The sequence below is a fragment of the Proteus terrae genome (assembly GCF_003144325.1).
GTDB lineage: Bacteria > Pseudomonadota > Gammaproteobacteria > Enterobacterales > Enterobacteriaceae > Proteus > Proteus terrae.
In genome coordinates, this window is the sequence record NZ_PENS01000006.1 from 58,812 (window position 1) to 80,661 (window position 21,850).

Below are 21,850 nucleotides of genomic sequence, written 5' to 3' on the forward strand. Positions count from 1 at the left end.
ATAATTATTTTTTTATATAACGTTATTAACATTTTTTATATTGATATAAATCATTATAGGTAGAAGGGTTATAACTTAACATATATATACAACTTTACTTGTTGTGAAAAATGTTAGGGTAATGTCAATGTCAAAAATTAAAAATAATACTTCTATTACTGAAATGAGTCGGCGTGGATTCATTCAGTCTGCAGCAGTTATTTCTGGTGCTGCCGCTGTTGCAGGAACGGTTTCATTACCATTCGCTGCTAATGCTCAAACTCCCCAGGGTATTCGTCCTGATGAGACTTCTGAAACTATCAAGTACAGTGCATGTTTAGTGAACTGTGGTAGCCGTTGTCCATTAAAAGTTCATGTGAAAGATGGTGTTATTCGCCGTATTTCTAATGAAACTATGTATGACGATTCAACATTTGGTCTTCACCAAATTCGTCCGTGTCTTCGTGGTCGTTCTGTACGCTGGAAAACGTATAATCCAGATCGTTTAAAATACCCAATGAAACGTGTTGGTAAGCGTGGTGAAGGTAAATTTGAGCGTATTTCTTGGGATGAAGCGACTTCAATCATCGCGGAAAAATTAAAATATACCATCGAAAAATATGGTAATGAGTCCATTTATTACCAATATGGTACAGGCTCTACTGGTGCAAACTTACACGGTAGAACTGCATGTAAACGTTTATTAAGTACTGTCGGTGGTTTTTTAAGTGACTATGGTACTTATTCATACTCTCAATTAACTGGTATTGTGCCTTATGTTTATGGCGATATGCTGGAATCACTGTTAACAGAAATTGAGAATTCAGACTTAGTGGTGATGTTTGGTCATAACCTTGCTGAAACACGTATGTCTGGTGGTGGTCAGTTCTATGAAACGTTAAATGCGTTAGATAAGAGCAAAAGTAAAGTTATCATCATCGACCCTCGTCGTACCGACAGTGTGACAACATTAGGTGCCGAATGGATCCCTATTTATCCGGGTACTGATGCTGCATTAGTGGCTGCATTAGGCTATGTGATGATCCAAGAAGGTATCACCGATGAAGACTTCTTACGTGAATATTGTGTCGGTTGGGATAAACAAACATTACCTGCATCAGCACCTGAAAATGGCTCTTATAAAGATTACATTTTAGGTAATGGTCCTGATGGCATTGCAAAAACACCTGAGTGGGCAAGTAAATTAACCGGTATTTCTGTTGCACGTATTATCCAATTAGCGCGTGAAATTGGCGGTGCAAGAGCGGCGTGGATCTCTCAAGGTTGGGGCATCCAGCGTACTTCAAATGGTGAGCAAGCATGTCGTGCGATTATGATGCTACCATTAATGTCAGGTCATATCGGTCGCCCTGGTACAAATACAGGCTGTTGGGGTGGTAACGTTGCTTATCCAGTTGCAAGCTTTGCTTTACCTAACCCAGTTAAGACATTAATCCCAACATTTATGTGGTCTGAAGCAATTGCTCGTGGTGATCAGCTTACCAGCAAAAATGCAGGTGTCAGAAATAAAGATAAACTCGATACGGGCATTAAATTTATGTGGTGTTATTCCAGTAACGTGATTGGTAACCAACACGCTGACTTGAATAAAACACATGATTTACTGCAAGATGAATCAAAATGTGAGTTTATTTTAGTGTGGGATAACCACATGACACCATCTGCAAAATACGCTGATATTTTACTGCCAGATGTGACAACGGTTGAGACAAACGATCTTATCAATAACTCTTACGCAAGTGGTGCTTACCACTATGTCGTCCGTTTACAAAATGCAATTAAACCACTTTGGGAAAACCGCCCTTGCTATGATGTCTTAACTGACATTGCAGAAAAGATGGGTACCAAAGAACAATTCACTGAAGGTCGTACTTACGAAGAGTGGATTGAATATTGCTATAACCAAATGCGTGAGAAAAACCCAGCTCTGCCTACATTTGCAGAAACTAATGATGTAGGAATTATCGATCGTAAATTACCTAACCGTAATCAATACGTTGCACTTGAAGCATTCCGTCAAGATCCTATCGCTAATCCATTAAAAACAGCGTCAGGTAAGATTGAAATTTATTCTGAAAAACTAATGCAAGATACTGATGGCTGGGTGTTACCAGAAGGCGATCGTATCCCTGCAATTCCAGAATATTGTAAGAATGAAGAAGGTGTCGAAAACGTTAAGCTTAAAGAGAAATTCCCTCTGCAAATGACTGGTTTCCACGATAAAGGCCACGTTCACTCAAGTTACTATAACGTTGCTATGTTACGTGAAGCTATTCCTCATCAATTCTGGCTAAACCCAATTGATGCGGCTGAACGCGGATTAAAATCTGGCGATATCGCTGAAATTTATAATGCCCGTGGTCGTTTAAATATTCTCGTCAAAGTTACAGATCGTGTATTACCTGGTGTGATTGCAGTACCGCAAGGTGCATGGCGTTCACTTGATACAACAGGTGTAGATACAGGTGGATGTATTAATACATTAACAAGCTGGCACCCATCGCCGTTTGCTAAAGGAAATCCACAACATACAAACCTTGTTGAAGTGAAACGTGCATAAGGAGTTAACTCATGAAGCAATATGGTTTTTATTTTGACTCCACTAAATGCACTGGCTGTAAAACATGTCAAGTCAGTTGCAAGGATGAAAAAGATTTAGATTTAGGCCCTAAATTCCGTCGTGTTTATGAATACGGTGGTGGTAGCTGGGCAAAACAAGACGGGATCTGGACACAAAATATCTATAGTTATTATTTATCCATTTCTTGTAACCACTGTTCAAACCCTACTTGCGTTGCAGGTTGCCCAACTGGCGCTATGCATAAACGTGAAGAAGATGGTTTAGTGGTTGTTAACCAAGATATTTGTGTTGGTTGCCGTTATTGCGAATTGCGTTGCCCTTATGGTGCGCCACAATTCGATGAGAAGAAAAAACTCATGTCTAAGTGTGATGGTTGCTACGAACGTGTAGCACAAGGCATGAAACCGGTTTGTGTTGAGTCTTGTCCTCAACGTGCGCTTGATTTTGATGATATTGAAGTGATCAGAGCAAAACACGGTACTGAATGTGGTATCGCGCCAATGCCTGATCCTAGTTTGACCAATCCAAATATCGTGATCAAAGCACACAAAGAAGCTAAACCTTCTGGTGATAAAACCGGCTCAGTTCAAAATGCGGCGGAGGTATAAACCATGCATGAACTTCCTCTAGTCTTTTTTACTGTTTTAGGTTCTTCAGCAGCAGGCTTGTTTCTTATTGCTTATATCAGTAAAAAATTAGGTCAAATTGATGAAAACCAACTGCGTAATGCCAATATTTTAGCCCTGATCTTAACATTAGTTGGCTTAGGCATTGGTGGATTACACGTTGGTCAACCTCTACGTTTTTTCAATATGCTATTAGGCGTTGGTCGCTCTCCAATGAGTAACGAAGCCTTCTTAAGTGGTGTATTTACAGGTTTTGCTTTTGCAACTGTTGCACTCACTATCATGAAAAAATGGAAGGGTTTACGTGAAATTTGTAACCTATTTACCGTTGTTTTTGGTCTAGCATTTGTTTGGTCAATTCCTCAAGTCTATCATATTCCTACAATTGCTAACTGGAATACAGACTACACCACATTGCAATTCTGGATGACGCTATTAGTTGGCGGCGGTGTTTTAGCAATGGCAACAGGTGCAAGACGCTTAGGTGCATTGTCCTTTATTATCGGTGCCATTATTACTTTTGCTACACGCTCTGGTTATGTTAGCTTCCTTGGCTTTACAGGCCCAGAACTTAGCGCTGACCAATCTCTATTTTGGGGATTCCAGTTAGCTGTATTAGCATTAGGTGTGGTTATCGTAGGATTTACTGCAGTAAAAGCGCAAGCATCAAAAATGACGCTAGCAACTTGTGCAGCAGCAGTCATTATTGCTGAATTATCAGGCCGTATCGCCTTTTATAATTTATGGCATATTACCATGTGATCTTGATGTTATGACTGATTAATCAGTCATAAAAAAGAGACAAAAATGCATACCCGAAAAGGTATGCATTTTTTTTAGAATGAAGAGCCAGGTTGCTGTAAAAAATCTAATTCTTCTGGCGTAGATGTTCGACCTAAGATGTCATTACGATGAGGATAACGACCATATTTATCAATAATTTCTTTGTGTCTTAGTTCATATTGATAAGTATTTTCATCATTAAGTTGAGAAAACAATATAACCGCATCTTGATGAATTTTAGGTGATTCTGAATGCATAAATGGCATTATCATAAACTTGCGTTTAACGGGGGTTAATGTCAGATATTCAGGTAACCGGATAGCTTCTTGCGCTAAGATTAACGCCATATTATCTTGGGCAAAGGCTTTTGGTGTATCACGCCAAATATTACGCGAGAACTGATCAAGAATAATAATCTCAGCTAAGCGCCCTTCTATCGTTTCTCTCCACGATGCCAGTTCACCACGGCTTGCACTTAAACATAATTCACCAAATCTACGGCTAATTTCTTTATCAAACTGGCTATCTTTTTTAAACCATTGCTCTGGTGTGCATTCTTCAAACCAAAACGTCAAAGTTGATTGATAAGGGATCATAAAAACTACCACGCTAGTTATTTATTAATCAAAATAGCGTTTATTTTCATCAAAATAAACGTCATTGGCGAGTTACTACTTTGGTAAATTACCATTTTAATATAGCAACAGCTATTAATCCCTATCCGAAAAGGACATAAAAATAAATCCCCTCTTTAATCTTTAAAGGGGATTTAAAATGCTTCCTAGCTAACGCTTAAATCCATTAAGTCGCGCCATCCATAAGCCAATTTATCTACAAGTCTGTATAAAGTGGTATTCATTCCATTTATTACATTCTGTCGATATTATGATGCAATTTAATTAGTCCGCACATTTTACAAACATCAAATTTATCTCTGTATCACTACCTTGCCTTAAAAATCAGCAGTTGAATATTTTAATTTTTATAGTGAAACCACTAAAAAAGATCTATACCGTCTTATTTTATTTTAAAAAAAACAGCATTTTATGACAATAAAGATTGTTATAAATAACCAGTTAAATCAATGCACTATATTTCAACTTTTAATTTTTTCGGCTTTAATCTTGTTATTATCTTGTGTGATTACCCCAAAAGAAACCAGAGATCAAAAGTGAGATGAATGTTTAAAATTTACACATTAGTGATGACATTTATTGAAAAGTTTGCTCTATTCCTCTGTTTCTTTAACAATTTTGGAGTACAATTGTTGCAGTCTATTTACTGAATGATCTGTTATGTCTGCTATCTCTATTATTGGAATAAGCTACCTTATTGGGGCTCTAATATCGTTTATTATTACTTTCTTTTTAACCAAAGATCCTAGTCTTGCCATGCGCCTTTTAAGCGCATTATTAATTGCCTTAACTTGGCCTCTTAGCTTTCCTATGGCACTTATCTTCTCTATTTTCAGCTAGTTCTTAACATTATATTTAATAATATATAGTTATATTCTATTAAATTAGAATAATGGCTATTTACTGTTTTAAATTATAATTTTATTAAGTAATATCAATATATTATGATATCATATTTATTTTATAAAATAGAGAATTGTTTTTATAACTATCGCTAAAATATATTTATTGAAAATGTCATTGCTGATATTATCTATTAGATCAAAAAAGAATTTAATGAAGGAGGTTAATGACTATATCCCCATGAAAATTGAGAGTGGTAATAAAATAAGATAAAGCAATTTCGTTAAAAACCCTCTATTCCTAGAAGGTTTTTTATTTAATACGCTATAAGAAGTTCTTTTTTACTTAATAAAACAATAGATAATTTCAGGATCATTTTCATCAAGGTTTTCAATACAACCACTTTCAATAAATCCTAACTGAACCAGCATATTTCGCATTGCATGATTAGATTTATTGGTTGATGTAAATAGTTTATTTCCTTGCGTATTCTCTTGAAAATAAGTAATCAAGCATTTTCCATAGCCTTTTTGGCGATACTTCTTATCTATCATCACAAGTTCAATAAATGGCTGGTTAAAAAAGTGATGATGAATAACACCATAACCCACAATCTGTGCATCCACTTCAAGAAGATAAACAGCTTGGCTAGATAGCCAAGCTTTAATTTCTTCAATACGCGAAGCATCCTGTTAGCATAGGTACCTAGCTCAATAAGCGCAGAAAGATGATGGTGTGTGGCGGAGGTGATTTTCATAGTGTTTTTATCTTACTACTATTGAGAAATTAGCTAGCAACAAAAACTTTTACTATTCCTGTATTACCTTTACCAAAAGCACGATGTATTCTTTTACCATTGTTAGATGTTTTGAATGTACACCAGTTATTATCAGAGTGACCACACCATATTGGAATATCATCAACAGGAGGCATGAAAAATGAAGTCCACTGACTACCACCTAGATCAACCCATACTATTTTCCCTCGAATATCTTCATTTATATTAACACCATCACCACTCAGCCAATCACCATTATATAGCTCTTTCCAACCACTTACTTTATATTTCGAGTATCGGTTATCACTTTCTACTTTAGTGTAACTACTTCCAGCAATGGCATAATTACCTTTTATTTGATACTTATTATCAGACTCACCTTTGGAATAACTATAACCCGATGTTAAATAATTTCCTTTCGGCTGATATTTACCATCAGATTCGCCTTTTGAATATGCCCCTACATCACCTGCGGTCGGTTTATTTTGACTATTAAACTCTTTAGCCCAAGGTGTAAAATTACCTGTTCCATACTGGCTACGAGAATAAATACGACTAGTGTTATAAACATAATACAGCTGAGTAATACCCGCATTTTTTAAAACAATTAACGTACCCGCCATAGCTTCTGGGTAATTTAAGTTTGTTGTTGCATTCGCATTGGCAGGCTGAAAATAAATACCCGCTGTTTTATAGTTATTTAAATTTTGATTCGCGCCAATTGAGATCGCTTGACCATTAAAAATATCTTGCGATGTTACTGTCACATCACCACTTAATGGCTTATTATTGACTTTTCGTGCCGTAGTCACATAGTTACCTTTAGCTTGATATTTATTATCTGCTTCAGATTTTGAGTAACTATAACCCGCTGCTTGGAAATTCCCTTTCCCCTGATATTTACTATCAGATTCTGCTTTAGTATAACTTTCGCCTTTAGTCGCATAATTTCCCGCAGGCTGATAACTTCCTTTTGGCTGATATTTACCATCCGATTCTACTTTGGTATAGCTTTCGCCTTTATTAGCATAATTTCCAGCAGGGGCATAATTCCCTTTAGGTTGATATTTGGTATCAGATTCTGCTTTTGAATAACCATAGCCTTCAGCTTGATATTTACCTACTGGTTGAAAACGTTTATCTGCATCACCTTTAGAATAAGCACCAACATCATTTGCATTAATATCAGCTTTTAATTCAATCCATGCATTACCCGCGACTGGCTCAACATTATTATTTTCAATTTTAGACTGCCAAGCTTTATTTTTATGATAAACCACACTACGAATAGGGTAAGGTTTCCCCGCTTCCGACCACTTAGCAAACCCCTGCAATTGCATTTCACCAATAGATTCAGTGATATCATGAAATAAACTATTCATTTTTTCACGTTCAATATCTTTCGCTGCCGGATCAGTCACTTGGTCACGTTCATAATCATAACCATAACCTTGTGTATAAGAGACCGAACCATCAGATTGTATTTCAACAGGTACAACTGTTTTATCCCCTTGTGTTGCAAAGGGGGTTTTAAATATTTTAGTCATAGGGATTATTCTCCGAAATTACTCTTCAGAAAGTTTTTACGATATTGTCCATAACCAAAAGCTTTTTTGGTTATGATGCGATATTTGACACCTACACCTGAAGGGCGAGGCATTAAATCGAAGTTTTCTAATAAAAGGCGTAAACGTTCATCTGGATTAAAATTAAAAACGTAATACATATACGTCATATCAAAAGGATCGAGCACAAAAACCTTGCTATCCTCACGCCAGAAAAAACGTTTAAGAAATTCATTAATATTGGTTACGGTAGGGCTTTGAGTGAGATTGAAATAACGCATTCTCACCAGCATTCTTTTTTGATCTAAAGTCAGCGATAAAGTGTAATCAGCATTTCGTCGAAAATTTGCTTTAAAATTGATTTTCTTTTTACCAAAACCAAAACCTATTTTATTTTTATCACTCGGTGGAATATCAATGCCTAAAGGCACATCTAAAATACGTGACCATACTGATAAACCAAAATCGTTAGCTGTATCAATATTAAAGACATCTCGATACCAATTTTGCCAAAAAGTAACCGTAGATTGATTAAAGTAAGTGGCTTTTAAATGAGCTAATGCTTTTAATTTATCTGCATTTTCATATTGCCAGAGGATCGCTTTTAGTAGATCAGAATGAAAATCAAATTCTTGAATATTCATGCGATCACCACTTGTACCGCCCCTTTTGGTAATCGGGCAATTTGATTAAGTTTGATAGGAATTAATGCAACATTCCAATTTTTTCCATCTGTTGAAAGCTCCACTTTAGTGACAAATAAATGAGGCTCAACCGCATTAACCGCTGCTGAAATTTCAAAAGGAGAAACTTCTCGTCCAACTACCAGCCCATTGTCTCCATCTATTTCGCCCTGAACCCATTTCTCTAACGCATTAGGAATAATGGTTTGCGCATCAATATTGGATTTTTTTACAGACACACGGCAAAACACAGGCACTTCTTTCGGGCGTGAAAACTTAATAGGATATTCTTGCCCACTTGCTGGCTCTATTACATTTATTTCAATATCACCATTAAATGCAGCGCCTATTGTTTTTGTTCTTAATAATGATTTAGCAATTTCATGGCTATCTCCACCTTCTACACACACATAAATGCTATGAGGTAATAATGAGATACCATCGACAACTAACGCTTTATCATTAAAATTTTCACGAAAAGAAAGAGAATTAACTCCCTCTAATTCATATAACGAAGAGGTAATTGCTTCTGCAACACTAACTGTATTTTTAGCTAATGTTTGTTTACGCCGACGCCTTGCCTTTATATCTGACTCAGCATGGCGACCAACAACAGCATGGGTTAAGTTATTTACTTTTTCCCATCCTAAGACAGAACTTGCCATTTTATTTAATTGCCCAACGCCACAAGCAATAGGGCCATATTCTTTGGCTCGCATATCGCCTTTAATTTTCCCGTTATTAGCGATAATTAATGGTGATAAAGTTTCAAAGGTAGCACCTGTTATTGTGAGAGCCTGAGAGCCTTTAGGAATAATAGTACCGGGGATACCAGTAAACTCGACGTCACTTAAATAGGAATGTGTGGCATTAATACGCTCTCCGCCCATTAACGCCCAAATTGCATCGAGAAAAACACCACCAGCAATATCAGGATTTATTTGATTTGCAAGCTCGGCATTATTACGAACAATGGCATCTCTATTTTCAATTTCCATAGTTGCCAATACCCCTTGTGGGGTTTCTGGCGATAAATTAATAGATTGACCAAATACAGTGCGAAATTCATCTTCGACATTATTTCGTAACGTCAATGTGTCTGGAACAATCACCCCTTTATTATTAATATAACGATAGTCAGCCATTCAATGTAAATCCTCCATATATCGTGCGTATATCTGCCTGATATTTCAATGTTCCCTCTTCTAGAAAAGCATGGAAATAAGTGATAGCAACAACTTCCTCTATTTCAGCAATACGTTGTCGAAATGCCATTTCAAATAAAGGAATATCAACTTGTCGGCTAAATGTTGCTGACCAATAAGGAATTCCTTTATCTTTTTTATGTAGCATTTCACCGCGTACAGCTTTAATAAAGTGCTGACAAAGATTTTTTACTGCATCATCGTTGTCACAAATTTGAAGGTTACCATCAGTACCTATCGCAAAATCATTCTGCTGATTTATTGAAAATGTCCTCATATTGGACTCCCTGTATTATCTTTCCCTGATTGCACTCCACCATGAGTATGTGTTGAGCCGATATCTTTTCCGTTATGGCGCATCACTCCACCTTGTGAATCACTATTGCCATTTACGGCGTAATTACCATTAACAGTTACATTGCCAGTAAATATCGTTTCAGGTGCATTGATTTCATATTTGGGGGCTTCTAATACAACTTTATCGTTATGAAGAGAGAAACAGACTGAACCATCCATTGATTGAATAACCAAGGCGTCGATATTCTTCCCATCAATCGCCCATCCTTTGATCGTGTCAGGAAAAAACATAGCATCACTAAACGAATGTAATCGTGTTGTATTGGGTTGATCTTCCAAACCACCACGTTGAAAAATAAGGCTAATATCGCGATCACTCGCCTTTAGCCAGCCAAAGTCACCCGGTTTAATTGGCGCTCTAATAAAAAAACCGCCACCACCAAATCGAAACACGGGAATATTAGCAACCGGTGCCCGAGAGATTTTTTCATCATCCGTAGTCAACATCATGACCAAAGGTTTGATCATGGCTCGATTAGTTTGCTCATCATAATTAATGACGGTTGCGGGTAACATATCATCTGTATTCATCATTAAATGGCGGAATGCAGACGAAAAAGCCCCTGCCAGTGAACCAACACTGGCAATATCATTATTGGGTTTACTCATAATTAAGCTCGTTTACACGTTGCGGTATAAGTGAAATCTGCATCATGTGAAGCAACTTTAAATTCAAGCTGCTCAATAATGTAGTCACCATTTAGTGAGGTATTTAATTTGCTATCAAGCCGAAGCATTCCGCCTAGTTCAGATGTGCTATCGATAAGATAACTCACCGTTAAGCCACTCTCAGTGGCTTTGGGAATTCCAATCATGCCTGAATTCATATTCAAAATACGAAATCGGCTTTTTAATGCTTTATCATCATCTTTTACGAATAACGTATCATCATCAATAAAAGCTTTAACATTTCCCGACTCTTGTAAACGCTCTATTTGATGTAATGCAGAGCCACAATAATACCAATTAGCAATATTCTTATCGGTCGCCTGAAAATCCAATTTCACACCGCAATCATTAGCAATGGTTAACGCGATTTCACTCAATTTTTGAATTGCGCCACCACTAGAAGAAATAATTTTTCCAGAACAATGGTGGCTAGTTTTTGCAGATAACGTTACGGTGACATCCGGAGGAGAGTCTATTTCTGCACTGACAATATCGCCAATAAAAAGTGAGAATAGCCCAGAGTTAATTCGACCAACTTCTAAATAAAGTCGTCGAACTTGCTTATTTTTATTATAAGGACTTGTTTCCGTCAGCAAATAATCTCTTGTCTCGGTATTAAGCCCTGTAATAGCGATTTTACATTCGTTTTGTAATGGATTTGCATATTTCTTTCCTCCTGCTGATATACGCAATCCTTCATACCATTGAAGCCTTTCACCGACCTCAATCCCCACCCTTATACGCCGAAGATCCATCTTCATTACTCCAATACACTAATGATTGTGTTTTTGTAAATTCCTCATACCACGGTAAAGCATCATTTTCTGTTAGAAACATTAAATTAATCCCCTGGTTTAAATAGCGATAAGGAATAATGGGTGTATTAGCAACTAAGCGAATACCTGTAATAAGCACTTCACCATCTCGCTCAATATCACAAAACATTGTTCGATTAGCGACTTTTAGCGTAAATGTCCAATCAACACCGGCTATCTCTACAGAAAATCGCTGATTAGGAATAGCTTGTAATGGAATAACCTGCATTTTATCTATCTCCTATTTTTCTTTTTTTCCTGCTTGTGTTGATTTTTTACTTTTGACATTTCCACGATTGACTGTTGAGGTTTGCTTTGGTTTTTTGGTTGATTTAGAGGATTTTTTATTATATTCGGGCTCTATTGTTTTCCATTCTGTAAATTTAAGTTTTAATTCGATGGCATTCACTTTTTGGGGATCTTCATCGTGAGTCAAACTTTCTAACAACATTGGTTGATAAGTTTTAACTCTGGTTTGAATTCCCACTAATGTATGTTCGTCATAAAGCTGCTTTATAATAGAATAACGATCCGCAATATCACCCGTTAATAATAACTCGACGCCTATGCTAATAGGATTAATAATGACGTGGTCACTACGATTTTCACCATTTTCAACTGCAAATTTAATAACTTGATGACTATCAGTAATTGAAACTTTCATCGGATTAACGCTATCAAATAGTGTTGTGAATGACTCTAAATCAAAAATTCTAACTTCCGTTATCATAGTTAAGCCTTCCCTCCGCTAGAATAATGCTCTGATATTTCTTTAGAGGCTTTATTTTTCAATGTCTCATCAAGAACTTTTGCAACAGCAACGCCATCAGTGGCTTGTGTTTCAACTCTGATTTCACCAATTTGAACATTATTTTCATTTTTAATGCTTGATTGGTTACTGATCATTTGGCTAGTCATTGGGTTTAAACTATTTGTTGAAGATAGTGTTAATCCATTATTTAACGCATTTACATCTTGTATTGGATTATAATATCGTATCGTTGGATTTGACTGTGGCAGGGTATAATTGAGACTACCTTCATCAGATAATTTTCGCTCTACTTTTTGAACAACAGTGACCTCTTTCTCGTCATCTTCCATTCCCAAAAAGCTTTTTGCTGATTGCCAAATCCCTTTTATGGAATCAATACCCTCATTAACCCAGCCTAATATTTTCTCTATATATTCCCACATCCAACTAAAAACACTAACCACAGCATCAGAGACAAAAATAAAGACACTTATTATTGATTGCCCCCACTCGATAATATTATTAATGCCCGCATTAAGCGCTATAACAAATTGGTTAAATGCGTCAGATATATAATTCCAAGCAGCAATAAATTGTTCAGCAATAACCTTTGAAGCAATCTTTAAAGATTGAACAAAAACTTGCCATGCTTCCCATACCACCATTATTGCGTCTTTAAGCGCGGGGTATTGATCCAAAATACTACCTATCATTGAATCATTACCATTAATAAAATTCATAATATCGTCATAGACGAGTTTAAATGCTGTCGCTAAGAGACCAATAACAGCTGCAATAGCTAATATAGGAAGCGCAGTGGCAAGTGTAGCAACTGCCGCAGACACCATCGCAGGCAGATAATAAATAGCAACAGCGCTACCAATCGCGGAAAAAAAACCGATAACAAAATCTTTATTCTCAATACAGAAACTAACTAATTTATCAAACCACGTTATTCCTCTTGCAAGAACAGGAATGATTATCTCCAAAAAGTTGTTTTTTAATTGCGACGCTAATTGATCAAACTTATTCATTACTGCATTAAGTTGAATAGAACTTTCGATACTTTCATCATTAATGCCAGAGAATTGTTTTTGCACCCCCATTGTGCGCTCTAATTCTTCTCGGCCTTTCATCATTAATTCAATGGTTTTTTCATCCACAACACCCAATTTTTCCAGCTCTTTTTGGGCTCCGTCAAAGCTCATTCCTTTGACTTTATCTGCGGTTTTTAAAAGTTGTTCAATAGGATCTTCGGTATCAGTAAATGCATTTGCCATTGCAGTTAAATCGGCTTGAGCGGCTTCTTTTGTTCCCCCCATTTCAGCCATAGCACCTGAAAAAGCATCGATATCAATAGCCGCTATACCTATTTTTTTACTCAGTTTATCTAATGACTCTATTTCTTTGGCACGATCTAATGAAGCAGTGAAAACTTTTTGTAAAGCTCCAGTAATATCCTTAACCCCCATAGCGTTAAGAATATAATCCTTCATTTTCTCTACGGTTTTTTGATAGCTCTTACCTGTTTCATCAACACTCTCGCCTAATCGACGTTGAGCTTTTGCTTCTTCGACCGCAGCCTTAATGCCTTGTGTTTGCATTGTGCTAATAAAAGTATCGTAATCAGCACCTAATTGCTTAATGAGCGCATCGATAGCAATTTTACTTTCTTTATTTTTCTTCTCGGCTTCAGTTAAAGATCCCAATTCATTATTCAATGAGGATAGTTGATCCTCCATTGCATCATATTCAGCATTGAGACTTGCTAAAATATGGGCTTCAGCCGCGCCATTGTTATTAACCAATCCTCTTTGATAATCTAATACCGACATAGAACTTTTTAGAAAATCAATACTTTGTGTTACTGAATTAATTTTATCTTGAGTTTCACTAATATTAAGATCAATATTTATTGGTTCATCAAGTGATAAGCCCAACAGACCCACTAAGATTTCTTGCAAGAATTTATCAAACTCTTGCGTCCCCATTAGCGCGCTTTTAACAATGCTTTGAATTGAATTTTCAACGATTACAGAAGCACTTGTAATTTCATCACTATTAAATGAAATACTTATGTCATGATCTTCGGGTAATTCACCAAGATTGAGATGAATTTCTTGAACAAAATTATAGAAACTAGTGATACCGTCTGAAACACCCTGCTCAATATTTTTCATCTCAACAAGGATTTCATCTGCCGATTTTCTGATATTTGCTAATGCACTATCAGATACTTCAGCCTCCAACATCAGTACCTGAGAAAATACCTGTAATAGAGACATTATCTCTCCTTTGACGCGGCAAGCGCCTCGTTATAACGATTAGTAATCGCGATCTCCCACAGATCAAAGGCTTCTTCTAGATCTATGGTTGTTTTGAGTTCTGTGAAGGAGGCGAAACCCGCGGAGATGATGACTGCAAAGAAGCCATCAGCGTTTTTATAATCGACGGGAGAGAACCGCTGAACTTGCCTAGAAGGTATTGTAGGAAATTTTGGCTCCCGTCTTTGCCGAAAAAACTGGTATTGTACTTCAACATTTCGAGCTCAAGACGGATCAAAGCTTCTCCATCGGGCACATGATTATCAATTAATGTGCTGGTTTTTAGATAAATTTCTTGCCCTTCTTTTTCGATTGCAACATAAGCCATCATTTTTAACATGGCTTCTTTGCTAACTTCATAATCACCAATTTTGGGTGCATTTGATAAAGGGTATTTAGCAAGAATTTCTCGTCCAATCGTTGCTGGTAATCGGCTAATAATAAAAGTGTGTTCTTCACGATCACTATCAATAACAGTGATCTCTTTTGGTTTAATTAACATAATTAAATTCCATAAAAAAGGCGACCGAAGTCGCCATTACATTAAATGAATAACGCTAAAAATTAACGTGCTCTGACACGATCAAAGTCTTGGAAAATGAAGGTGTATTGCTTAGATTTAAGGCGAGCATTGTTTGAAATTGAATTACCACGGCTACCATTAGTAATTCTGCCATTACGAGCAGTGGTAATAGAACCATCACCATAAGAAGCCACTAGTGTAATAATATCGCTTGCATGACGACGTCCTCGTCTTGCTGTATTTGCATCAAGCAAAATAGCCAAGTTTTCATCTTCTTCGCTACCTGCTAATACGTTGATTGTCACAGTTTGAGGTGTAGGTGCCGACCAACTCACTAAATTACCATTAATATCTACTGCGGTTGCTGTAATATCGACAGCCGGCAAATCTAATGGATCACCCTCATCCGAAAATGTGGTAATAGGAATACCTGCAGGAAATGTGTTGCTTGCCTGAATAATTAAACTCAAACCTGTTGCTGAAATATCGTTCATTGTTTGTTCCTTAAACTAAATTGTGTGAGCCTTCAACTTTACGAACCCAATCGCCTTTACCGTAAATTAATACATATTTCATAGTGTATTCTGATAAATTTGAAGGACCTGTTTCTTCAACGATTTCAGCGTTGTACCAATAACCTTTGTTTTGTACATCGTGCCACGCTAAATCATCACCTGCTGCATCTGTAATTGCGATTTTTTGTACTTCAGTCAGCATTTTACTAGTAAGAATAGTGCCATTGTTTAATGCTTTCGTAACAGCGCCGGCAATAACCATCATGGCTCTTGCTTCTCCATCTTTATTAGCTGGGATCCCGCGGGTCGAAAGTAATAAACTCAACCATTGCTGTGCGATATAGGCTTTTAGCCATTGCTCATTAGTATGAACACTCATATCTAATGGGTTAGAAGCATTTCCACATAAAAAACCACGTTGATAGAAACTAATATCAGTACCAGTAACAGCCGTTTCACCGTAGTAGTTCACGCGTAATTTATCTAATCGATCAGCTGCAATATCTGTCTTAACTTGAGATGGGAAAGTGATACCAAATTGGCGATACATATAGTTAGTTGTCGCGTTTGTGCGATCAAAATCTGTTGCCGCCATAATTGCCATAGGTAGAGCTTGAACAAAAAAGCCATCATCTGTTTTTAAATTTAAGCCTGTTGATGCCGTACCAATTAATGCTTTACTGTAAATTTCAGCTTGTTTATCTGGAACTGACAAATAGAGCTGATATTTTACATTTTCACCTGCAATGTACTCTGCGAGCTCAACACTTTGCTCTACCGAAAGCTCGGTTAAGAATGTCGCACTACCAAATGAATCAGAAATCGCTTCGGCAGCGATAAATGCTTGAAGAGCTGTTTGTGCAACATTACCTTCAGATGCCTCTCCATCACTTAATCCCATAGCATCAGCTAAAGGCGAATGTTCCATAGTGATCGTCGCTTTTTCTTGTACACCACCACTCATCAAAAAAGCACCATCAAGAGCATTAAAAGTAACGTAGCAACTTGCAAATTGAGGCTCACTTTCAGCGTTTAGTTTTGCTTGAATAAGAGAAGCAACATCTGCGTAAGACTCAACCTCAGTCAGTGAAATACCCGTAATATTTTTGGATACATCACCAATAGTTAAACTCAGTGTCCCTTCTTCAATTAGTTTTAATTTATCAAGTGTCTTTGCTGGTGTACCAAATAATGTCGGTGCCCGACCTACAGGTTCGAAAGAAGCAATTTGTAGCTCTTTAGGTTTGCTAATAGGCGCAGGGCTAACATAACTAAAATATTGACGAGCGAATTTAGCTTCTAGTGATCCTGCACCAAGCAACTCATCCACTTGCCCACAGGCAAATTCAAGTACTTTCCCCGCTGGAATTTTAGGGTTTGTTGAGAAAATACGAGCTGTAAGTTTGCGCATAGGTGCAGCCGATGCACCAACAACCGCGCTCGCAATATCAATATAGCGAGTTTGTTTAATAGACATATTTATCCTTAAATACGATATAGATTAGAAATAAGTAAATTTGTAGCAGCAGTGTCTAAAGATAAAGTGCTGGAAAAAGTGATATTAAAATCAAATGAAGGATTATGCTCATAGCTATTTCCAGCATTTATTATTGGCGACCGTCTAATTTCGCTCGCTCGTTGTATCCCTATTCCTACTTTTCTCATTGATTCAACAAAAGACAGCGAATTAATAATCATTCGAGTCATTCGAACTAAATCACCTGCTGTTAAATTTGAATATTGTTTAATAAAACCTTGAACCTGGAATGTTAATTCAAACAGTTGTTGTTCTTTATGGTTTGCATTATTACCTTGAATATTATAATTTCTTTTTTGCCAACCTTGGCCAATCTCCTTTATAGGGAAAAACATAATAATATTATTATCTTGTCTTTTCTCTGGCTGAAAACCAGCAATAACCTCAACATTAATATCTGCTGATTTGAATTGTTTTAATAGTTGTTCACGAATGGCAATATTAATATCATTATCTTTCATTTCACCTCCTTAATATAATTCTCCTTTTCTTTAGAAATATTTAACCCATTTTGTTTATAAATAATTTTATTGATTATAAATTACTTAAAGATATTTTTAATTAATACACTCTTGGCGAATATAATCTTGTAAACCTAAAATGATCTGTTCTGACTGCGTAATTCGTTCTCTGAGTACCCAATAATTTCGGATAGCGGTGTCAGTAGGTCTGGCGGTGTTTGCATCAACCAAGCCGGTGGTGGAAGTGGTTGCGGCTTTAGGGCACTCTGCTTTGATATACACCCGCTCAGGAGCGCGCTCACTAATATCACGTAACTGATCAATTTCTTTTTTTGCATGAACAAGTTCCTGTAAATGACGATTATCAAGTTGATTAAGCCGATTTATTCTTAATTGATAATCTTTATTTTCTGCAATCTGCTGGATAAGAGATTGATTAATATTATCGTATTCCTGTTGCAGCGATTTTTTTTTATCAATTAACCAGAGCAATCCTATACCTAGGCATAAGATAGCCATTAGCATTATTTTTGATAAATAACTCATAGCAGCAACCAGGCATCTTCAAAAACTTCTTTTGAATAAGGTTGGTAGCCAAGTTCAATATTAACAATCGCTATTGCTAAAGGAATGGTGACATTTTTTAATTGTGTATTAATTGGGTTATTGGCATCAATACCAATTTCTTTTGATGCTCGGCTAATATAGCCTTCTGTATTATTTTCATTAGGTGGAGCATAACGATTAATAATCGTTCTAATGGTATTTAAACCATATTTTTTTTGGTAAGTTTGTAATAATTTGTAGATAGCTCGTATACCATATTCAGGTGAAATAAATTGGCAAAAATCTTTATCTGTTTGTTCTACGGATAATCCCTGCCATTTCGAACCATGCCGGATATTACCCGGATTATTATTACGCTCACCTCGTGCTATTTTAGCCATTTTTAACTCCTGCTCTCCCTTTAAGGAGTTTACTCACGGAATCCACTCCAACATAGCCAATAAATACACTGGCTAAGTAAGCAAACTCATGATTAATATTAAATAAAATTAAGATGTCTTTTACGAACCAAGCAAACATTGCACACATCAGCCCATCTATAGAGGTTTTTTTCCATCCTCCGCCGTTATATAAACCTCGAAGAATAGCCATTCCTCCAGCTAGAGAGGCTGATATTCCTTGCTCTTTCATTGAAGAAAGAGTAATAAATATCTATTCCCATAGATCTGGATTTTCTTTCATTGTTTCTCATGGCTTACCTCCAATAGGAGGAACAGTAATAAATAATATACTCATCTACAGCACTTAAATTTAAGCACTGTTTTAATATGAGTATCTTTATGTTTTATTTATCTAATTAGATAAATGGCGGATATAAAAAAGACCACATTGTGGTCTTTAATTGAAGATAAAATTTAACAGATATCGTTAATTTATATTAGTTAAGAAAATCGAGAAACAAAAAAGCCCCACCGAAGTGAGGCTCTTTATATTCTGTTGTGAGGTCTTTAGATACAAATCTCTCACTGTGGGGATATAGTATGCTTTTTTTTCCTGAAGATCAATACCTATTTTCTACAAAAATAAAAAATAGAGAAAATTATTACTTAACAGTTACTTCTTGAAGAATTTTTTCTGATAAAGACTCTTCTTTAAAGCATTCTTCAACTAAATGTTCAAATAGCGGCTTATAGTTACTGTACGCAACAGTTTTAGAAACACTCACTACCGCTTGTACTTGTTCTAATACTTCGCTGAATTTTAAACGAGGATACCCGCGTCCTGAACATTGATTACAAGGTTTGAAAACAGGTATGCCTTGTTTTTCGCTCTCTTTTTTATCTAAAATTTGACCACGTCCATGACAACGACATGCCAAACGAATTTCGGCTTTTCCCTTACATGTAGGGCAAACAACACGAGTTGTCTCTCTCACTTCACGGTAAGAGGTTTTATTTATTGGTTTAACTTTAAGCTCATCTTTAAGGTTTCGCTCAAGCCCTTTAACTGATTTTGAGGTGTAGCTTTTGGTGGTAAAAACTTCAACCTCAATAAATCCATTACAGCAATTAGGACACGCTTTCTTACTTGCGGCACTTCTTGCGTAATCCTGAAAAGCATAATTAGCAATAATCTGCAAAACTTTGGATTTATCGTTTTCAGTTAATTTATCAATCGCTTTATATAGATAAACTTGGGTTAATGCGTATTGGTAAAGACTTTCTATCGCTTCGCTTGGGTTATTAATATTATGTTTAGCTAAAAACAGTTCTATTCCCATGCGCCCTTTTCGCGTTACTAGGCTAATTGATGTCATAACATCGGTGACTGAAAGTGAATCTACCGATTTAATGGTTCTTACATCACTTAATACAATGCTTTTTGGTGAAAAATATTTAGGTAAGTCTGCTAGTCTCATTTAATGCTCCTTTTGATTTCCTATCACTACTAATTGGTCATCCATGTACCACGACAAGGCATGGCATTTATGCATCTAAATCACCCGCATTTACGGCGTTATCTCAACGTGATTTTTACTTACCACTCTTGCATTGGTTTATTTAGTTAATTTTTTGTACTTCTCATACTTTTATTAACTAATGGTTAATGTTATATTTTAACTAAAGTGACGTCAAGCAGCAAAGGAAATTAACCAATGGTTAAGATTAATGATAAAACGGAGTTCACAAAAAGGCTTCAAGAAGCTTGTTTAGATTCAGGGATTGCAGGTCGTGGGTTAGGTAAAAGAATTACAGATGCACTTGCTGAACAAGGTATAAAAGTCAGTGCTCCAGCAGTGTGGAAATGGCTAAACAGCGAATCAATTCCCGATCCAACCAATATTTTAGCATTAAGTCAATGGCTCGATGTTCGAGCAGAATGGTTAGAATATGGGCGAGGAGCAAAAAGAAACGATGGTGTTTCAGTCAATGAAATGACACCTGTTGATGATTGGGATAATAATACACCGATAGAACGAGATGAAGTTGAGATCCCCTTCTATACTACTATTGAATTAGCTGCCGGTTTCGGAAGTTGTACCACGGATAATCAGAAGGTGGAGTTATTGAGATTTTCTCGTTCTACATTTAATCGCTATGGTGTTCAACCTAGTGATGCCGTTGCTTTTAAAGTTCATGGTGACAGTATGTCCCCTGTTATCCCTGATGGTTCAATTGTCACTATCAGTACAGGACATACAAAAATTGTTGATGGCGGTATTTATGCTATTCAACAAGGTGATCTTTTAAGAGTCAAAATTTTACATCGACTTCCCAATAACACCATAATCATCCGTAGCTATAACACTATTGATTACCCAGATGAGCGTTCTACATTAGAAGAAGTAAAAATTTTGGGACGAGTATTTAATTGGTCCGTGATGGGTTGGTGATCGTGATAGATCGATAATCATAGTAATACACGAAAACACTACAATCTTTTATGTGGTGTTTTTTAATATATATTCATAAAATTTACCCAAGAAAAAACCCGTTATCTCTTTTGAGATAACGGGTTCTTATATGGTGCCGGCTACCGGAGTCGAACTGGTGACCTACTGATTACAAGTCAGTTGCTCTACCAACTGAGCTAAGCCGGCTAATTCTGGCGGAAGGATAGAGATTCGAACTCTAGGATGGTTTCCCATCGGCGGTTTTCAAGACCGCTGCCTTCAGCCACTCGGCCATCCTTCCATAGCGCGGAATTATGCCTATCTCTGACCCCGCTGTCTAGTCCTGATTGTAAAAAAAATGACTTTTTTATCTGTTTGCTCAATCTTCAAACGCTTTTTGCTTAAAAAGTGCTAACTCACTAATATACTGGTTAATTTTTGATAACTAAAGATAAAAAATCACAGTGATATCGAGAGATAAATGGAGTAACCCAAAAGGAATTAAATAAAAATAAATAAGAGGGAAAATGAAAAATAGAATTATAGATAAGAAAAAACCCGCTATCTCTTACGAGATAACGGGTTCTTATATGGTGCCGGCTACCGGAGTCGAACTGGTGACCTACTGATTACAAGTCAGTTGCTCTACCAACTGAGCTAAGCCGGCTAATTCTGGCGGAAGGATAGAGATTCGAACTCTAGGATGGTTTCCCATCGGCGGTTTTCAAGACCGCTGCCTTCAGCCACTCGGCCATCCTTCCATAGCGCGGAATTATGCCTATCTCTGGCCCCGCTGTCT

The 21,850-nt window shown here is 36.7% G+C and carries 23 protein-coding genes, 4 tRNA genes and 1 pseudogene; 5 read left to right on the forward strand and 23 right to left on the reverse strand.

Going from position 1 to position 21,850, the window contains the following annotated elements; genetic code table 11:
- The first annotated feature begins 127 nt into the window (after window positions 1-127).
- The 3 genes from DK857_RS06510 to DK857_RS06520 are packed head-to-tail and all read left to right on the forward strand — an operon-like array spanning window position 128 to window position 3,969.
- Entirely contained in the window at window positions 128-2,560 is a 2,433-nt protein-coding gene (locus tag DK857_RS06510; RefSeq protein ID WP_088495176.1) for a DMSO/selenate family reductase complex A subunit, read from the forward strand.
- A gap of 11 nt (window positions 2,561-2,571) precedes the next feature.
- Window positions 2,572-3,189 (forward strand): DMSO/selenate family reductase complex B subunit, encoded by a 618-nt coding sequence (locus DK857_RS06515; RefSeq protein WP_023581764.1) that lies wholly within the window; start codon window positions 2,572-2,574, stop codon window positions 3,187-3,189.
- A gap of 3 nt (window positions 3,190-3,192) precedes the next feature.
- A complete protein-coding gene (locus tag DK857_RS06520) occupies window positions 3,193-3,969 on the forward strand; it encodes a dimethyl sulfoxide reductase anchor subunit family protein (RefSeq protein ID WP_098942386.1) in 777 nt (258 codons plus the stop codon).
- Between the two features lie 74 nt (window positions 3,970-4,043).
- Here DK857_RS06520 and DK857_RS06525 read toward each other — a convergent pair whose 3' ends face one another.
- Window positions 4,044-4,586 (reverse strand): DUF924 family protein, encoded by a 543-nt coding sequence (locus tag DK857_RS06525; protein WP_109401811.1) that lies wholly within the window; start codon window positions 4,584-4,586, stop codon window positions 4,044-4,046.
- Between the two features lie 699 nt (window positions 4,587-5,285).
- Here DK857_RS06525 and DK857_RS06530 point away from each other — a divergent pair.
- On the forward strand, window positions 5,286-5,465 hold the full coding sequence (locus tag DK857_RS06530; protein WP_109395169.1) for a GhoT/OrtT family toxin: 180 nt from the start codon (window positions 5,286-5,288) through the stop codon (window positions 5,463-5,465).
- 344 nt (window positions 5,466-5,809) lie between these two features.
- Here the strand turns inward: DK857_RS06530 and DK857_RS06535 are convergent, their stop codons facing one another.
- The 18 genes and pseudogenes from DK857_RS06535 to DK857_RS06620 all read right to left on the reverse strand — a co-directional run bounded on the left by DK857_RS06535 (window position 5,810) and on the right by DK857_RS06620 (window position 20,076).
- The gene (locus DK857_RS06535) at window positions 5,810-6,145 is read right to left on the reverse strand and encodes a GNAT family N-acetyltransferase (RefSeq protein ID WP_319418289.1); all 336 of its coding nucleotides are present in this window, start codon (window positions 6,143-6,145) and stop codon (window positions 5,810-5,812) included.
- Window positions 6,146-7,049: 904 nt separating this feature from the next.
- Window positions 7,050-7,793, reverse strand: a pseudogene (locus DK857_RS19640) (hypothetical protein); the annotation flags it as partial.
- A 5-nt stretch (window positions 7,794-7,798) separates the two neighbouring features.
- Window positions 7,799-8,455 (reverse strand): DUF2612 domain-containing protein, encoded by a 657-nt coding sequence (locus DK857_RS06545; protein ID WP_109401813.1) that lies wholly within the window; start codon window positions 8,453-8,455, stop codon window positions 7,799-7,801.
- Window positions 8,452-9,639, reverse strand: a complete 1,188-nt coding sequence (locus DK857_RS06550; protein ID WP_109401814.1) for a baseplate J/gp47 family protein — start codon at window positions 9,637-9,639, stop codon at window positions 8,452-8,454. The genes DK857_RS06545 and DK857_RS06550 overlap by 4 nt, the downstream gene beginning before the upstream one ends.
- Window positions 9,632-9,976 (reverse strand): hypothetical protein, encoded by a 345-nt coding sequence (locus tag DK857_RS06555; protein WP_109401815.1) that lies wholly within the window; start codon window positions 9,974-9,976, stop codon window positions 9,632-9,634. The genes DK857_RS06550 and DK857_RS06555 overlap by 8 nt, the downstream gene beginning before the upstream one ends.
- Window positions 9,973-10,665, reverse strand: a complete 693-nt coding sequence (locus tag DK857_RS06560; protein ID WP_109395175.1) for a Gp138 family membrane-puncturing spike protein — start codon at window positions 10,663-10,665, stop codon at window positions 9,973-9,975. Before DK857_RS06560 ends, DK857_RS06555 begins: the two co-directional genes overlap by 4 nt.
- Before the next feature lie 2 nt (window positions 10,666-10,667).
- Window positions 10,668-11,480, reverse strand: a complete 813-nt coding sequence (locus DK857_RS06565; protein ID WP_075674206.1) for a baseplate hub protein — start codon at window positions 11,478-11,480, stop codon at window positions 10,668-10,670.
- Entirely contained in the window at window positions 11,449-11,769 is a 321-nt protein-coding gene (locus DK857_RS06570) for a phage baseplate plug family protein (protein WP_109395177.1), read from the reverse strand. The genes DK857_RS06565 and DK857_RS06570 overlap by 32 nt, the downstream gene beginning before the upstream one ends.
- Before the next feature lie 12 nt (window positions 11,770-11,781).
- Complete coding sequence (locus DK857_RS06575) at window positions 11,782-12,270, reverse strand: phage baseplate protein (RefSeq protein ID WP_109401816.1); 489 nt, start codon at window positions 12,268-12,270, stop codon at window positions 11,782-11,784.
- A gap of 2 nt (window positions 12,271-12,272) precedes the next feature.
- Complete coding sequence (locus tag DK857_RS06580) at window positions 12,273-14,576, reverse strand: hypothetical protein (RefSeq protein ID WP_109401817.1); 2,304 nt, start codon at window positions 14,574-14,576, stop codon at window positions 12,273-12,275.
- 82 nt (window positions 14,577-14,658) lie between these two features.
- Window positions 14,659-15,117: a hypothetical protein gene (locus tag DK857_RS06585; RefSeq protein WP_075674210.1), complete on the reverse strand. Its 459-nt coding sequence runs from the start codon at window positions 15,115-15,117 to the stop codon at window positions 14,659-14,661.
- A gap of 62 nt (window positions 15,118-15,179) precedes the next feature.
- Complete coding sequence (locus tag DK857_RS06590; RefSeq protein WP_075674211.1) at window positions 15,180-15,632, reverse strand: phage tail fiber protein; 453 nt, start codon at window positions 15,630-15,632, stop codon at window positions 15,180-15,182.
- Between the two features lie 10 nt (window positions 15,633-15,642).
- Window positions 15,643-17,130: a DUF3383 domain-containing protein gene (locus DK857_RS06595; protein WP_109401818.1), complete on the reverse strand. Its 1,488-nt coding sequence runs from the start codon at window positions 17,128-17,130 to the stop codon at window positions 15,643-15,645.
- 8 nt (window positions 17,131-17,138) lie between these two features.
- On the reverse strand, window positions 17,139-17,651 hold the full coding sequence (locus DK857_RS06600) for a phage gateway protein (protein WP_109401819.1): 513 nt from the start codon (window positions 17,649-17,651) through the stop codon (window positions 17,139-17,141).
- A 96-nt stretch (window positions 17,652-17,747) separates the two neighbouring features.
- Window positions 17,748-18,197: a lysis protein gene (locus DK857_RS06605; protein ID WP_109401820.1), complete on the reverse strand. Its 450-nt coding sequence runs from the start codon at window positions 18,195-18,197 to the stop codon at window positions 17,748-17,750.
- Entirely contained in the window at window positions 18,194-18,598 is a 405-nt protein-coding gene (locus DK857_RS06610) for a structural protein (protein ID WP_109401821.1), read from the reverse strand. Before DK857_RS06610 ends, DK857_RS06605 begins: the two co-directional genes overlap by 4 nt.
- A complete protein-coding gene (locus tag DK857_RS06615; RefSeq protein ID WP_109401822.1) occupies window positions 18,591-18,848 on the reverse strand; it encodes a phage holin, lambda family in 258 nt (85 codons plus the stop codon). The genes DK857_RS06610 and DK857_RS06615 overlap by 8 nt, the downstream gene beginning before the upstream one ends.
- Window positions 18,849-19,260: 412 nt before the next feature.
- On the reverse strand, window positions 19,261-20,076 hold the full coding sequence (locus DK857_RS06620; protein WP_109401823.1) for an antitermination protein Q: 816 nt from the start codon (window positions 20,074-20,076) through the stop codon (window positions 19,261-19,263).
- A 237-nt stretch (window positions 20,077-20,313) separates the two neighbouring features.
- Between DK857_RS06620 and DK857_RS06625 the strand changes: the two genes are divergently transcribed.
- Window positions 20,314-21,051, forward strand: coding sequence for a LexA family transcriptional regulator (locus tag DK857_RS06625; RefSeq protein ID WP_109395187.1), 738 nt, complete (start codon window positions 20,314-20,316; stop codon window positions 21,049-21,051).
- A gap of 131 nt (window positions 21,052-21,182) precedes the next feature.
- On the opposite strand, the gene DK857_RS06630 is transcribed toward DK857_RS06625, so the two are convergent.
- The 4 genes from DK857_RS06630 to DK857_RS06645 all read right to left on the reverse strand — a co-directional run bounded on the left by DK857_RS06630 (window position 21,183) and on the right by DK857_RS06645 (window position 21,812).
- Window positions 21,183-21,258, reverse strand: a tRNA-Thr gene (locus tag DK857_RS06630).
- Between the two features lie 6 nt (window positions 21,259-21,264).
- Window positions 21,265-21,352: transfer RNA gene (locus DK857_RS06635), tRNA-Ser, on the reverse strand.
- A gap of 290 nt (window positions 21,353-21,642) precedes the next feature.
- A tRNA-Thr gene (locus DK857_RS06640) sits at window positions 21,643-21,718 on the reverse strand.
- A 6-nt stretch (window positions 21,719-21,724) separates the two neighbouring features.
- A tRNA-Ser gene (locus DK857_RS06645) sits at window positions 21,725-21,812 on the reverse strand.
- Window positions 21,813-21,850 lie beyond the last annotated feature (38 nt).